The 13,711-nt window shown below is 75.0% G+C and carries 16 protein-coding genes; 7 read left to right on the forward strand and 9 right to left on the reverse strand.

Going from position 1 to position 13,711, the window contains the following annotated elements:
* The first annotated feature begins 33 nt into the window (after positions 1-33).
* Entirely contained in the window at positions 34-1,317 is a 1,284-nt protein-coding gene (locus tag D1J60_RS05920; protein WP_125595061.1) for a vanadium-dependent haloperoxidase, read from the forward strand.
* On the opposite strand, the gene D1J60_RS05925 is transcribed toward D1J60_RS05920, so the two are convergent.
* The gene (locus D1J60_RS05925) at positions 1,302-1,931 is read right to left on the reverse strand and encodes a YigZ family protein (protein WP_125595060.1); all 630 of its coding nucleotides are present in this window, start codon (positions 1,929-1,931) and stop codon (positions 1,302-1,304) included. The two genes, D1J60_RS05920 and D1J60_RS05925, sit on opposite strands and share 16 nt — an antisense overlap.
* A gap of 116 nt (positions 1,932-2,047) precedes the next feature.
* Here D1J60_RS05925 and D1J60_RS05930 point away from each other — a divergent pair, with 116 nt between their 5' ends.
* Positions 2,048-2,452: a CoA-binding protein gene (locus D1J60_RS05930; RefSeq protein WP_125595059.1), complete on the forward strand. Its 405-nt coding sequence runs from the start codon at positions 2,048-2,050 to the stop codon at positions 2,450-2,452.
* Positions 2,453-2,456: 4 nt separating this feature from the next.
* On the opposite strand, the gene D1J60_RS05935 is transcribed toward D1J60_RS05930, so the two are convergent.
* Positions 2,457-3,050, reverse strand: coding sequence for an XRE family transcriptional regulator (locus D1J60_RS05935; protein WP_125823892.1), 594 nt, complete (start codon positions 3,048-3,050; stop codon positions 2,457-2,459).
* Positions 3,051-3,159: 109 nt separating this feature from the next.
* Between D1J60_RS05935 and D1J60_RS05940 the strand changes: the two genes are divergently transcribed.
* Positions 3,160-4,026, forward strand: coding sequence for a DMT family transporter (locus D1J60_RS05940; RefSeq protein ID WP_125820408.1), 867 nt, complete (start codon positions 3,160-3,162; stop codon positions 4,024-4,026).
* 73 nt (positions 4,027-4,099) lie between these two features.
* Here D1J60_RS05940 and D1J60_RS05945 read toward each other — a convergent pair whose 3' ends face one another.
* On the reverse strand, positions 4,100-4,846 hold the full coding sequence (locus D1J60_RS05945; RefSeq protein ID WP_125820409.1) for an acyltransferase: 747 nt from the start codon (positions 4,844-4,846) through the stop codon (positions 4,100-4,102).
* 145 nt (positions 4,847-4,991) lie between these two features.
* Here D1J60_RS05945 and D1J60_RS05950 point away from each other — a divergent pair, with 145 nt between their 5' ends.
* On the forward strand, positions 4,992-5,558 hold the full coding sequence (locus tag D1J60_RS05950) for a gamma carbonic anhydrase family protein (RefSeq protein ID WP_125595056.1): 567 nt from the start codon (positions 4,992-4,994) through the stop codon (positions 5,556-5,558).
* Positions 5,559-5,585: 27 nt separating this feature from the next.
* Here D1J60_RS05950 and D1J60_RS05955 read toward each other — a convergent pair whose 3' ends face one another.
* Together D1J60_RS05955 and D1J60_RS05960 are read right to left on the reverse strand one after the other, a co-directional pair.
* Positions 5,586-6,254 carry a DedA family protein gene (locus tag D1J60_RS05955; protein WP_125820410.1) on the reverse strand — a complete coding sequence of 223 codons (669 nt, stop codon included), beginning with the start codon at positions 6,252-6,254 and terminating at the stop codon, positions 5,586-5,588.
* A gap of 253 nt (positions 6,255-6,507) precedes the next feature.
* Positions 6,508-6,945, reverse strand: coding sequence for a DUF4442 domain-containing protein (locus D1J60_RS05960; RefSeq protein WP_042800586.1), 438 nt, complete (start codon positions 6,943-6,945; stop codon positions 6,508-6,510).
* Positions 6,946-7,056: 111 nt separating this feature from the next.
* Between D1J60_RS05960 and D1J60_RS05965 the strand changes: the two genes are divergently transcribed.
* A complete protein-coding gene (locus D1J60_RS05965) occupies positions 7,057-8,094 on the forward strand; it encodes a hypothetical protein (protein ID WP_125820411.1) in 1,038 nt (345 codons plus the stop codon).
* 98 nt (positions 8,095-8,192) lie between these two features.
* Positions 8,193-9,500: an MFS transporter gene (locus D1J60_RS05970; protein ID WP_125820412.1), complete on the forward strand. Its 1,308-nt coding sequence runs from the start codon at positions 8,193-8,195 to the stop codon at positions 9,498-9,500.
* Here the strand turns inward: D1J60_RS05970 and D1J60_RS05975 are convergent.
* The 4 genes from D1J60_RS05975 to D1J60_RS37165 form a co-directional block, all read right to left on the reverse strand.
* On the reverse strand, positions 9,487-10,278 hold the full coding sequence (locus tag D1J60_RS05975) for a fused MFS/spermidine synthase (RefSeq protein WP_125823893.1): 792 nt from the start codon (positions 10,276-10,278) through the stop codon (positions 9,487-9,489). The two genes, D1J60_RS05970 and D1J60_RS05975, sit on opposite strands and share 14 nt — an antisense overlap.
* A 67-nt stretch (positions 10,279-10,345) precedes the next feature.
* Positions 10,346-11,188 carry a patatin-like phospholipase family protein gene (locus D1J60_RS05980; RefSeq protein WP_125820413.1) on the reverse strand — a complete coding sequence of 281 codons (843 nt, stop codon included), beginning with the start codon at positions 11,186-11,188 and terminating at the stop codon, positions 10,346-10,348.
* Positions 11,189-11,276: 88 nt separating this feature from the next.
* The gene (gene tuf, locus D1J60_RS05985; RefSeq protein WP_125595050.1) at positions 11,277-12,458 is read right to left on the reverse strand and encodes an elongation factor Tu; all 1,182 of its coding nucleotides are present in this window, start codon (positions 12,456-12,458) and stop codon (positions 11,277-11,279) included.
* 89 nt (positions 12,459-12,547) lie between these two features.
* Positions 12,548-12,688 (reverse strand): hypothetical protein, encoded by a 141-nt coding sequence (locus D1J60_RS37165; RefSeq protein WP_164720848.1) that lies wholly within the window; start codon positions 12,686-12,688, stop codon positions 12,548-12,550.
* A gap of 272 nt (positions 12,689-12,960) precedes the next feature.
* On the opposite strand from D1J60_RS37165, the gene D1J60_RS05990 reads away from it, so the two are divergent.
* Entirely contained in the window at positions 12,961-13,677 is a 717-nt protein-coding gene (locus tag D1J60_RS05990) for a VTT domain-containing protein (protein WP_125820414.1), read from the forward strand.
* The last annotated feature ends 34 nt before the right edge of the window (positions 13,678-13,711 follow it).

A 13,711-nucleotide genomic window follows, 5' to 3' on the forward strand; every position in this document is an offset into this window, starting at 1 on the left:
TGGCCCCCGCGGCCCGCTGGTTGGCTTCGCCGCATGCCGCTCTCCGGACCTCCGCGTCTTCGTCCCGCGCTGCTCGCCGCCGGCTCCGCCGCGCTGCTCGCGCTCAGCACCGCCGTGCCCTCGGCCGCGGCGCCCCCGGCTCCCGGCCCGGCCGCCGGCTCGGTGGTGCTCGACTGGTACGACGCCACCGCGCGGACGGTGGCCGCCGCGGCCGCCCCGGCCCAGATCACCAACAGCCGCACCTGGGCGATCGGCTGGATCGCCGCCGCCCGTGCCGCCCGCGAGGCCCCCGGGGGTCCGGGCCGGGGCCGCTTCCAGGACGCGGCCGTCGCCTCCGCCGTGCACGACGCTCTGGTCGCGCTCGCCCCGTCCCGCAGGGCCGACCTCGACGCGGCCCTGGCCGCCACCCTCGGCGGGATCCCGGACGGGCCCGCCGAGGACCGGGGGGTGGCCGCGGGGGCCCGGCAGGCCGCCGCGGTGCTCGCGGAGCGTGCCGGGGACGGCCTCGACCCGGCCTCGTCCAACGCGCCGTTCAGCGTGCCGCCGGCCGCTCCCGGTGTGTGGCAGCCCACCCCGGACGGCTACGCGCCGGCCGCGCAGTACGGCAACCGCCTCGGCCGGCCCTTCCTGCTGGAGCGGGCCGACCAGTTCCGGCCGGGGCCGCCGCCCGCGCTGGACTCCCGGCGCTACCGGGCCGACCTGGCGGAGGTGCGGGCGTACGGCTCGGCCGACAGCACGGTGCGCACGCCGCGCCAGACCGAGACGGCCACCTTCTGGTACGGCGGTTCGCTGACCCTGTTCACGGAGCCGCTGCGGGTGGCCGTGGCCCGTTCGCACGGCTCGTCCGCCGACCGGGCGTCGCTGGTCGCGCTCTTCCACGCGGCTTCGGTCGACACCCAGATCGCGACCTCCGACGGGAAGTACACGTACGTGCGCTGGCGGCCGGTGACGGCGATCCGGACGGGGGCGGTCGACCCCGACCCGGCCTGGCGGCCCCTGCACCAGACGCCGGCCCATCCGGACTACCCCAGCGGCCACGCCACGTACGCCGGCGCGGCGCAGACCGTGCTGGACGCGCTGGTGGGGCCGGCGACGGCGCCCTTCGAGATCAGCAGCCCGACCGCGCCCGGGGTGCGCCGCACGTACACGGCGTGGAGCGGGCTCACCCGGGACAACGTGGACGCCCGGGTGTGGTCGGGGATCCACACCCGTACCGCCGACGAGGCGGGCGTGCGGCTGGGCGAGGCGGTCGCCCGCCACGCCCTGCGCAACGCCGACCGGCTGCTGGGCGGGCGCGGGGTTCAGCCGTCGCCGTAGGCCTCGCCGCCGAGTTCGAAGCCCGCGGTGCCGGCGGTGGCGTCCGCGAGCCAGGCCTTGAAGGCCTCGACGTCCGCCTCGGGGAGGCCGATCTCGATGGAGACGGCCTCCCCGTAGCGGACGTCCAGTACGGCGCGGCCGGTGGCGCGCAGGTCGTTCTGGGTCTTGCCGGCCCGCTGGTGGTCGACGGTGACGGTGGCCAGCCGGTAGCGGTGGCGGGTGATGGTCCCGAGGGCGTCGAGCGCCTCGCCGACGACGCCGCCGTAGGCCCGGATGAGCCCGCCGGCCCCGAGCTTGACGCCGCCGTAGTAGCGGGTGACGACGGCGACCGCGTAGCGGACGTCGCGCCGGGTCAGCATCTGCAGCATGGGCACCCCGGCGGTGCCGCCGGGCTCGCCGTCGTCGCTGGCCTTCTGGACGGAGGCGTCGGCGCCGATCACGTAGGCGTAGCAGTTGTGCGTGGCGGTGGGGTGCTCCTTGCGGACGCGGGCGATGAACTCCTGCGCCTCCCGCTCGGTCGCGGCGGGCGCGATCGAGCACAGGAACCGGGAGCGGTTGATCTCCGCCTCGTGCGTCCCCTCGCGGGCCACGGTCACGTACTGGTCTGCCTTCACCGCTCCACCCTACGGTGAACCGGAACGGGGAATCGGACGGGTGTCCGCGCCGTTGATCCTGCCGAACGGTCCGGCGGAACGAGTCCGCCGGGCGGCCACGGCAGGAGGCGGCGCACGTGTACGGCGACCAGGCGACCATCCGCAGGATCCTCACCGAGCTCGGTGACACCTGGGCCGTGGTGGGGCTGTCGAACAACCGGGACCGGGCCGCCTACGGGGTGGCGAAGGTGCTCCAGCGTTACGGCAAGCGCGTGGTGCCGGTGCACCCGAAGGCGGAGACGGTGCACGGGGAGCCGGGCTACGCGTCGCTGGACGCGATCCCGTTCAAGGTGGACGTGGTGGACGTCTTCGTGAACAGCGCGCTGGCCGGGCAGGTCGCCGACGACGCGGTGGCCGCCGGTGCCGAGGCCGTCTGGTTCCAGCTGGACGTGGTCGACGAGGCCGCCTTCGCGCGGACGCGTGCGGCGGGGGTGGAGATGGTGATGGACCGCTGCCCCGCGATCGAGATCCCCGCCCTGTAGCCGGTCAGACCGGGTGGCCGCCGGCGCCCTGGACCGGGGGGATCGAGACGGCCATGGTCATCAGCATCGGGACGGTGCCCTCGTTGCGGTAGGCGTGCGGGAGGTTCGCCTCGAAGGAGACGGCGCCGCCGGCCGGGACCACGTAGCGGTCGTCGGCGAGGTCGAGGGTCAGTTCCCCTTCCGTCACGTGCAGCATCTCGAAGGTTCCGGCCGGGTGCGGGTCGGAGGCCGTGCCGTCTCCGGCCTCCAGGCGGTAGGTCCACATCTCCACGGGCCCGCGCCGGTCGTCGCCGAGCAGCATGTGGGCCTCGCTGCCCTCCCCGCTCGACCACATCCGCACCCCCTGCCCCGGCAGCACCACGCGGGCCCGCGGGCCCCGGTCGTGGTCGAGGAGGGTGGTGATGCTGACCCCGAGGGCGTCGGCCAGCTTCACCGTGGTGCCCACGCTGGGGTTCGTACGGGCCTGTTCGATCTGGATGATCATGCCGCGGCTGACGCCCGCGCGGGCGGCCAGGGCGTCGAGCGTGAAGCCGCGTTCGCCGCGCCACCGCTTGAGGTTGCGGGCGAGCGCCTGGGTGAGCTGTTCGAGGTCCGACACCATTCCGTCCAATATTTTGGATGACACAGTCCAACAGACTGAACTAACCTGCGGTGTATTCGATGCTGCACTCCACCGTTCACCGCACTGTACTGCGAGGCCCCCTGCCATGACCGCCCTCTTCGCCCTGGCCACAGCCGTCCTGTGGGGCCTCGCAGACTTCGGCGGCGGGCTGCTGACCCGGCGGATACCGGCGCTCACGGTGCTGGTGGTCTCGCAGGTCGCCGCGGTCGTCGTGCTCGGCGCGATCGTGCTCGGCACCGGCGCCTGGAGCGAGGCGGGCCCGCAGCTGTGGTTCGCGGTGGCCGCGGGCCTGGTCGGGCCGGCCGCGATGCTCGCCTTCTACAAGGCCCTGGCCCTCGGCCCGATGGGCGTGGTCTCCCCGCTCGGCTCCCTCGGGGTGGTCGTGCCGGTCGGCGTGGGGCTGGCCGTGGGCGAGCGGCCGGGACCGGGCCAGTTCGCGGGCATCGCCGTGGCCCTCGTCGGCATCGTCCTGGCCGGCGGCCCCGAGCTGCGCGGCGCCCCCGTGCAGCGGCGGGCGGTGGTGCTGACCCTCGTCGCGGCCTTCGGCTTCGGCGCGGTCATGGCCCTGATCGCCGAGGCCTCCACCACGTTGACCGGGCTCTTCCTCGCCCTGTTCGTCCAGCGGGTCACCAACGTCGCCGTCGGCGGCGTCGCCCTGCTCGCGCAGACCCGGCGCGGCGTCCCGGCCCTGCCGGAGGGCACCGGGCCGCGGGTGCTGTGGAGCATGCTGCCCGCCCTGGCCTTCGTGGGCCTCGCCGACGTCGCGGCCAACGGCACCTACTCCATCGCCGCCCAGAACGGCCCCGTCACCGTGGCCGCCGTACTGTCCTCGCTCTACCCGGTGGTCACCGCGTTCGCCGCGTTCGCGGTGCTCAAGGAGCGCCTGCGCAGCGTCCAGGCGGCGGGCGCGGGCCTGGCCCTGGCGGGTACGGTCCTGCTCGCCGCAGGCTGAAACCACCGGCCGGGACCCCCACCGGCCAGGACCGCGCCCGGCCCGGACCGCCACCGGCGGCACCGCGTACGGCTCAGGGCTGCTCGGCCTGTGCCAGCAGGGCCAGCCCGCGCAGTTGCTCGGGGGTCATCCCGTCGGGGATCGGCACCGGCGCGGGCGTGCGCAGCGGCGGCTGCCAGCCGGTCTCCGGCTCCCACCGCCGTACGATCCTGGCCGGCGCCCCCGCCACCACGGCGTGGTCGGGCACCTCACCCCGTACGACGGCCCCCGCGGCCACGACGACGTTGCGGCCCAGCTTCGCGCCGGGCAGGATCACCGCCCCCGTGCCCAGCCAGCAGCCCGGCCCGATCTCCACCGGGGCGCTGCGGGGCCACTGCCGGCCGACGGGCTCGTCCGGGTCGTCGTAGCTGTGGTTGGTGGAGGTGATGTACACCCCCGGCCCGCAGAAGGTGTCGTTGCCGATGGTGATCCGGGCGTCGGCGATGACGTGGCTGCCCCGGCCGAGGACCACCCCGTCGCCCAGCACCAGTACCGGGTCGGCGCCGAGGTCGAGGTCCGGCATCATCCCGGCGGTCAGGGTGACCTGCTCGGCGATGATGCAGTGCCCGCCGAGCCGGATCCACCGTTCGCCGAACACGGTGCCCTGCGGGAAGGCGAGCCGCGTGCCCTCGCCGATCGCGCCGAAGCGCAGCCGGCCCGGGTGCTCGGCGGTGACCGCACCGGCCCGCTGCATCCAGCGCCAGCCGGCGTGCACCGCGCGGCTGGCGACGCGGCCGCGCAGGGCCGCCAGGGATGAGAACGTGTTCTGGTTCTTCGGCACCCGGCCACGGTAGTGCGCCCCGCGCCGGACGTCGGGACCCGGATCCTGTGATCTTCACCCCATCGCGGGGCGGCGCCGTCCCGTGCCCTACGGTGCACGTGGCGCGGCATCCGGAACCAGCCGGAACCACACGAGGGAAGTGACCATGACCCATCAGCCGAACCAGGCGCACCAGGCACACCAGGGGGCTCTCATCGCGGGCGTCGGGGACCGGAAGCCGTCGGTGGACCCGACGGCCTTCACCGCCCCGACCTCCGTCGTCGTCGGCGACGTCACGCTCGGCGCCGGCGCGAGCGTCTGGTACTCGGCGGTGCTGCGCGCAGACTGCGGCCCGATCACGCTGGGCGCGGACAGCAACGTGCAGGACAACTGCACGGTCCACGTGGACCCCGGCTTCCCGGTGTCCATCGGCGAGCGCGTCTCCATCGGGCACAACGCGGTGGTGCACGGCTGCACGGTCGAGGACGACTGCCTGATCGGGATGGGCGCGACCGTGCTGAACGGCGCCGTGATCGGCGCGGGTTCGCTGGTAGCCGCGCAGGCCCTGGTGCCGCAGGGCATGGTGGTCCCGCCCGGCTCGCTGGTCGCGGGCGTGCCGGCCAAGGTGCGGCGCGAGCTCACCGACGAGGAGCGCGAGGGGATCAGGGTGAACGCCGCGATGTACACGGAGCTGGCGGAGCAGCACCGCGCCTCGGTGGCCCCCGGCGCCTGACCGTCCGGCCGGCCGGGGGCCTCGGCGTCAGTCCGGGGCGCCCGCCGGGGCGGTGGCCGGCTGCGGCGAGGGCTCGGCCGCGCGGGCCTCGGCGGCCGCCTTCTTCATCCGGCTGCGCAGGACCAGGGTCACGGTGAGCCCGATCAGCAGGGCCACGACCAGGGCCAGCCAGGAGAACCGCTTCAGCCAGGGCTCGGCGACGATGCCGACGTAGTAGATGACGGCGGTGGTGCCGCCGGCCCAGAGGATGCCGCCGAGGACGTTGGCGACGAGGAAGCGCCAGTAGGGCATCCGCAGTACGCCGGCCAGCGGGCCGGCGAAGATGCGCAGGAGGGCGACGAAGCGTCCGAAGAAGACGGCCCACATGCCCCAGCGGTCGAAGGAGCGCTCGGCCATGGCCACCTGGTCGGGCCCGAAGTGCTTGGGGAACCGCCTGCCGAGTCTCTCCAGCAGCGGCTTGCCCCCGCGGCGGCCGATGGCGTACCCGATGGAGTCGCCGATGATGGCGCCCGCGATGGCGCACAGGCCGAGGACCACGGGGTCGATCTGCCCGTGCTGCGAGGCGAGCAGCGCCGAGCTGACGAGGATGATCTCGCCGGGGAGCGGGATGCCCAGGCTCTCCAGCCCGATGACCAGTCCCACCAGGAGATAGACACTGATCGCCGGGATCTCCTCCAGCCATTCCTGGATGTGCACCGGTACGTCCTCCCTCGTCGCCTCCGGCGGGCCCCCGAGACACGCCGAACGGGCAGCCTATCCGCTCCCCGGAACGCCCTTCGTCCATGGCGGGCGTTCTCGGGACGAACGACCGGCGAACGCCCGGGGTTCCGGCGACACGCCGATACCGGCCCCGGACAGCACGGCGGGAGCGGCCCGCGCCGGACCGCTCCCGCCCCCACTGTGCCGCTCCCGGCTCCCTTTCGCGGCGTGACGCGCCGCGCGGGACGTCCTACGCGTTCGGGCGCAGCGTCCAGACGACGGTCATCTCACCGGTGACGGCCTCGTCCTCGCGCTGGATGGCGATGGTGACGGGGAACTCGGGGCGGCCGCCCGCGTCGAGCTCGGCCACGACGTCGGCGGCGGGGCGGCCGAGGGTGGCGGTGGCGGTGACGACGCCCTTGGCGAGCTTCTTGTAGCCGATCTCGGCCTTCACGGCGAGCGGCACGGCGCGCGAGAGCTGGTCGCCGAAGGCGGCCAGGACGATGGCGCCGCTGGCGGACTCGGCCAGGGTGAACATGGCGCCGGCGTGCGGGCCGCCGACGTGGTTGTGGAAGTCGGGCTGGTCCGGCAGGCGGACGACGGCGCGCTCCGGGGTGGTCTCCAGGAACTCCAGGTTCAGGGTGCGGGCCATCGGCACCGTCTGGGCGAGCAGTTCGCCCACGTTCATCTGTTCTGCGCTCATGGCACGCGATGTTACCCACGAGTAGATGGAGTTGGCCAGAGCGGGACGGGGGGCGGACGTGGCTCCTGTCAGCCGCTCCCACTATGGTTACCGGCCATGTGGCCAGGACAGCAGCAGCAGCCCGGGGGAGAGCAGAACCCCCAGGACCCGCGTCAGAACCCGTACCAGCAGCAGCCGGGACAGCCGAACCCGTACCAGCAGCAGCCCCAGCCGGGATTCGGTGAGCAGCAGCCCGGCTACGGATACCCGCAGGCGGGCTACCAGACCCCGCCCCCGGTCCAGCCGTGGGGCAACGCCCCCCAGCAGCAGCCCCCGCCGCGGCCGTCCGGCGGGAGCCCCTTCTCCACCCGGACCGTGGCCATCGTCGCGGCCTCCGCGGTCGTGGTGACGGCGGCCGCCACCGCCGCCTTCGTGCTCACCCGGGACGACGAGGGCGCCAACCGCGCCGACGACAAGCCCGCCGCCTCCTCCCCCGCGCCGGTCGCCCCGGTCTCGCCCGCGGCCCCCAGCGGCGCCAACCCGCGCGCGGGCGGCGACGTGAAGCCGGTGATCCCGGGCTGGAAGGTGGTCATCAACCCGAAGCACGGCACCGCCTTCGACGTCCCCCCGGAGTGGAACGCGCTCGGCTCCGGCGTGATCGCCGGCTTCGAGGACGAGGAGAAGAAGGACGGCTCCCCGCTCGTCACGTTCTCCGCACCCGCCTACTTCAAGGAGGACTGGTGCAAGGTGGACTCCAACAAGGACGGGCGCGAGGAGAGCACCTCCCTGGCCGGCACCGGCACCAAGGGCGGCCAGGGCGCCAAGGACACGGCCGGGGCGGCGCACAGCGAGGCGGGCACCTGGGTGTTCGCCGGGTACTCGCAGAAGCTGCCCAAGGAGATGGTCAAGATCTCCGAGTCGAAGGAGTACACCACCCTCTCCGGCCTCAAGGGGCACGTCGCGACGGCGACCGTGAGCGGCGTCCCCAAGGAGAACAAGTGCTCCTCGGACGGCAAGAGCATCGCCTTCAGCTTCAAGAACTCCAAGGGTGACTTCGCCAGCTGGGTCCTCTACGGCGCCGCCGGCGTTCCCGGCGAGGTCGACCAGGCGACCCAGGACAAGATCCTCAGCTCGGTCCGCCTCAGCGGCGGCTGATCCCCCACCCCGCACGACCCCGCACGATCCCCGGGCCGATCATCCTTTTTCCGTTATTTCGTTTGGATTCTCGGCCCGGGGCAGGGGATAGTCCCGGAGTGAGCCCCCACACCGTCCTCCGGACCCCCCGCCGCCGGCCCGCCTGGGCCGGACGCAACTACAGCCTCCTGACGGGCGCCGCGGTCGTCACCAACCTCGGCAGTCACGGGGCGCTCATCGCGGCCTCCTTCGCCGTGCTCGAAGCGGGCGGCAGCGGCGCCGACGTCGGCCTCGTCGCCGCCGCCCGTACGCTGCCCCTCGTCCTCTTCCTGCTCGTCGGCGGGGCGCTCGCCGACCGGCTGCCCCGGCACCGCGTGATGGTCGCGGCCAACGCCCTCAACTGCGTCTCGCAGGCCGCCTTCGCCGTGCTCGTCCTCGCCGGCGACCCGAAGCTGTGGCAGATGATGCTGCTGACCGCGCTCTGCGGCACCGGCACCGCCTTCTTCAACCCCGCCGCCGAGGGCATGCTCCTGTCCAGCGTCTCCGGCGAGCACGCCAACCGGGCCTTCGCCCTCTTCCGCATGGCCATGAACGGCGCCGGCATCGGCGGCGCGGCCCTCGGCGGCGCCCTGATCGCCGCGATCGGCCCCGGCTGGGTACTGGCCGTGGACGCGGCCGCCTTCGCGGTCGCGGGCGCCCTGCGCGCCTTCCTCGACGTGGGCCCCACCACCGGGCGGGCTCCCGGCGGGGGCCTGCTCGCCGACCTGCGCGAGGGCTGGGTGGAGTTCCGGACCCGGCCCTGGCTGTGGAGCATCGTGCTCCAGTTCTCCGTGGTCGTCGCCGTCGTGGGGGCGGCGGAGGCGGTGTACGGGCCCCTCGTCGCCCGCGACCGGCTGGGCGGGCCGGCGCCCTGGGGCGTGGCCCTGGCCTTCTTCGGCGCGGGCACCATCGCCGGAGCGCTCCTGATGATGGTGTGGAAACCGCGCCGCCTGCTGCTGGTGGGCACCCTGTGCGTGTTCCCGCTGGCGCTTCCGTCGGCGGGACTGGCGGTACCGCTGCCGGTCTGGGGGCTGTGCGCGGTGATGTTCTTCAGCGGCGCCGCCATCGAGGTGTTCGGCGTGAACTGGATGACCACGATGCACCAGGAGATACCCGAGGAGAAGTTCTCCCGGGTCTCCGCCTACGACTGGTTCGGCTCGGTGTCCATGCTGCCGCTCGCCACCGCCCTGGCCGGCCCCGCCGAGTCCGCCTTCGGCCGCACCCAGGCCCTGTGGGGCTGCGCGGCGCTGGTGGTCGCCGCCACCGCCCTGGTCCTGCTCGTACCGGAGGTGCGCCGGATCACCCGCAGGCCCCCGCCCGTGAAGGGTTCCGCACCGGCCCCCGCGCCGGCGCAGGCCGCCGGGGCCGTCGGGGTCACCCCAGGCTGAAGGCCCCCTGCGGCGGGGCCGGGGAGGGGACCGCGTCCGCGTCGGCGACCGGACGCGCCCCGCGCATGAACCGGGCGAGCCCCTCCCCCGACTCCACCCGGGCGGGGAAGGCGTCGGCGGCGCACCGCCGGGCCAGCGCGGCCAGCGGCAGCGGGGCGTCCGAGGCGAGCAGCACCGCGTTGCCGAAGCGGCGCCCGCGCAGCACCCCGGGCTCGGCGATCAGGGCCAGCTCCGCGAAGGCGGCCGCGAAGTTGGCCAGCTGGGCCTTGAGGAAGCCGAACGGCGCCCCGTCGGCCAGGTTCGCCGCGTACAGCCCGCCGGGCCTCAGCACGCGCGCAGCCTGCCGCGCGTATTCCGCCGAGGTCAGCTGGGCGGGCACCCGTGAGCCCCCGAAGACGTCGGCGACCAGCACGTCCGCGCTCGCCTCGGGGGCGGCCTCCAGCCAGGCCCGCGCGTCGGCGGCGTGCACGGTCACCCGGGCCCCGGCGGCCAGCGGAAGGTGACGCTCCACCAGCTCCACCAGGGCGGCGTCGAACTCGACCACGTCCTGCCGCGACCCCGGGCGGACGGCCGCGGCGTAGCGCGGGAGGGTGAGCGCGCCCCCGCCCAGGTGCAGCAGGTCCAGGGCGGCCCCCGGCTCCGCCGCGCAGTCCAGGACGTGCGCGAGGCGGCGTACGTACTCGAACTCCAGGTGCTCGGGCTCGTCGAGGTCGACGTAGGACTGCGGAGCCCCGTCGACGGTGAGCAGCCAGGCCCGCTCCCGGTCCACGTCCGGCATCAGCTTGGCGGTGCCCTGGCCCACTTCCCGGACCACCGGGATCTGTTCGTCGCTCACCCCACCATTGTCAGGCCCCCCAGACGGCCGCCGCGTCGGCCGCGTGCCCGGCGGCCTGCGCGAGCCCGGCGCGGGCGGCGGGGTCCCGCCGCGCGGGGTCCAGGACGTTGCGCCCGAAGGCCTTGCGGGCTTCCGGGGAAGGGGTGATCAGCAGCACCCGGGCGCCGGCCGCCCGCAGCCGGGCCGCCTGGGAGGCGGGCGAGGGGACCAGGGCGGATCCGAGCGCGATCGGGGCGAGGATCACCACGCGCGCGTAGCCGGCGGCGAGGTCGGCGTTGGTCGCCGAGCGGACCCCGCCGTCGATGAACCGGCGTCCGCCGACCGTCACCGGGGGCCACACGCCCGGTACGGCGCAGCTCGCGGCGACGGCGTCGACGAGCCCGGCGCCGCTCTCCCGGTCGAAGTCGGCGGGGGCCCCGCTGAGCGCGTCGACGGCGGTGACGACGAGCCGGCGCTCGGGCCAGTCGGGCGACACGAGCCGGGCCGCCAGCACCTCGCGCCGCGCCGCCTCCGCCCCGGTCTGCGCGGCCAGGGCGAAGGCGCCGACGCGGCGGCGGTACGCGGCGGCGTCCCGGGAGCGCACCATCGCCAGGGCGTAGCGGGCGAAGACCCCGGCGCCGAGGCGGGCCGGGCGCTCCCCGGACGCGTCGCCGAGCTGGCGCTCGTACAGTTCGCGGGCGGTGAGGCCCGCGGTGAGCTGGGCGCCGACCACGGAGCCGGCCGAGGTCCCGACGACCAGGTCGGCGGTGGTCAGGTCGACGCCCGCGCGGGCGAGCCCGTACAGGATCCCGGATTCCCAGCCGACGCCGGTCAGTCCTCCGCCGCCGAGCACCAGTGCCGTTCCGCCGCCCATGTCGGCCCCCTCTTCCCTCGCGTCCGCGCCCGCCGGTGGGCGGTGACGGCAGTCTGGCAAAGCCTGACCGCCGCCACCACGGCCGGGGCTACCCGAGGACCTCGGTCACCGTCCCCGCGCCGACCGTGCGGCCGCCCTCGCGGATGGCGAAGCCGAGCCCGGCCTCCAGGGGCACGTCCCGGCCCAGCTCGACGGTCATCTCGACCGTCTCCCCCGGCCGGGCGACGCCCGCCGCGCCCAGGTCCACGTCTCCGACCACGTCGGCGGTCCGGACGTAGAACTGCGGCCGGTAGCCGGTCGAGACGGGGGTCGTCCGGCCGCCCTCGCGGGCGGAGAGGACGTACACCCGCGCCGTGAAGCGCCGGCGGGGCGCCACGCTGCCGGGCGCCGCGACGACGTGCCCGCGGCGCACCCCGTCGCGGTGCACCCCGCGCAGCAGCAGCGCGACGTTGTCGCCCGCCTCGGCGGACTCCATCGGCTTGCCGAAGGTCTCCAGGCCGGTGACCACGGTCTCGACGGGCTCCCCGTCGCCCCCGAGGACGCTGATCCGGTCGCCGAGCCGCACGGTGCCGCGTTCCACGGCGCCGGTGACGACGGTGCCCCGGCCCGTGATGGTCAGGACGTTCTCGACCGGCAGCAGGAACGGCGCGTCGGTGTACCGCACCGGCATGGGCACGTACGTGTCCACCGCGTCGAGCAGCGCCTCGATCGCCCCGGTCCACTGCGGGTGGCCCTCCAGCGCGCCGAGCCCGGAGACCCGTACGACCGGCGCGGAGTCCCCGCCGTAGCCGTGCGCGGAGAGCAGGTCGCGGACCTCCAGCTCGACCAGGTCGGTCAGCTCGGGGTCGCCCGCGTCGGCCTTGTTGAGGGCGACGACGATGTGGTCCACGCCCACCTGGCGGGCCAGCAGGACGTGCTCGGCGGTCTGGGGCATGACCCCGTCGAGGGCGGAGACGACGAGGATCGCCCCGTCGAGCTGGGCCGCGCCGGTGACCATGTTCTTGATGTAGTCGGCGTGGCCGGGCATGTCGACGTGGGCGTAGTGCCGGGTGTCGGTCTCGTACTCGACGTGCGTGAGGTTGATGGTGATGCCGCGGCGGGCCTCCTCGGGGGCCCGGTCGATGCGGTCGAACGGCACGAAGGAGGCGCCGCCGCGCTCGGCGAGGACCTTGGTGATGGCGGCGGTGAGGGTGGTCTTGCCGTGGTCGACGTGGCCCATGGTGCCGATGTTGAGGTGCGGCTTGGTGCGGGTGAAGGCCGTCTTGGCCATGATCTCTTCCCGTGGCTCGAAGCTGGATCGGGACCCCTGGATCCTGCCGACCCTCCCCCTGCGGGGTCCGCCGGACGATCCGGGAAGGGTCAGCTTCGTGCGCCGTCGAACGCGGCGAGTGCCGCTGCGGCGAAGGCCTCTGCGAGGGCGACGGCCGAGGAGGCCGGGACGGCAGCCTTCGGCGCGTCCGCGACTGCGGACGGCGCTGCGGGGAAGGCGTACCGGGACATGCCGCTGATCCTGCCGGAGGGCGCGGCCGACGTCGAACGATTTACCGCGGCGGCCGCGCCCCGGGCAGGCGGCGGGCGCGGGCCTGGCCCTGTCTCCGGGGGCCGCCCCGCCGAGGTCCGGGGACCGCCCCGTCGAGGTCCGGGGACCGCCCCGTCGACGGCCGGATGGACGCCCGGAGCGGGCCGCGGCGAGGCCCGGAGCAGGCCTCGGTGCCGTCCGGATGAGGCCTGGATTACGGCGGGGCGCCATATGTGTCGGTTAGTCTCCCCGGATGTCCCTCCTCCTCGCGCCCATGGCGCGGCTGGCGCTGCTCGTCGTGCTGCTGGTCGCGGCCGGGGCCTGCGTCCTGCTCTACGAGCCCCAGCGGCTGCTGTCGCAGGGCTGGCCGCCGGGACTGCCGGTGGGCACGGGAGTGCTCCTGTTCGCGGGTGCGTACGGCGTGTGCACGGCCGCGTTCGTGCCGCGGCCGCTGCTCAACCTCGCCGCGGGGGCGGTGTTCGGATCCCAGTTCGGGCTGATCGCGGCCGTCGGCGGCACCGTGGTCGGAGCGGGTCTCGCCTTCGGGCTGGGCCGGATCATGGGGCAGGAGGCGTTGCGTCCGTATCTGCGCGGGCGCTGGCTGGAGGCGGCCGACGGCCAGCTCAGCCGGCACGGCTTCCGCTCGGTGCTGGCGGTGCGGATCTTCCCCGGGGTGCCCTTCGCCGCGGCCAACTACCTCGCCGCCGTCTCCCGCTGCGGCTGGCTCCCCTTCCTCCTCGCGACGGCACTCGGTACGGTGCCCAACACCGCCGCCTACGTGATCGCCGGAGCCAGCGCCTCCTCCCCCGGATCGCCCGCGTTCCTGGTCTCGTTCGGCTTCATCGCGCTCTCCGGGACGGCCGCGGCGGCGGTCGCCTGGCGCAAGCGCCACCGCCTCGCACCCGCCGCCGGCGCCGGGCCCGCCCCCGGGCACCCCCCAGTGGTCACGGCCGCTCCCCACGGGCCCTAGCATCGGACCCGAACTGCCCGACGATCACAAGGAC

It is taken from the genome of Streptomyces sp. W1SF4 (genome assembly GCF_003950035.1).
Taxonomy (GTDB): domain Bacteria; phylum Actinomycetota; class Actinomycetes; order Streptomycetales; family Streptomycetaceae; genus Streptomyces; species Streptomyces racemochromogenes.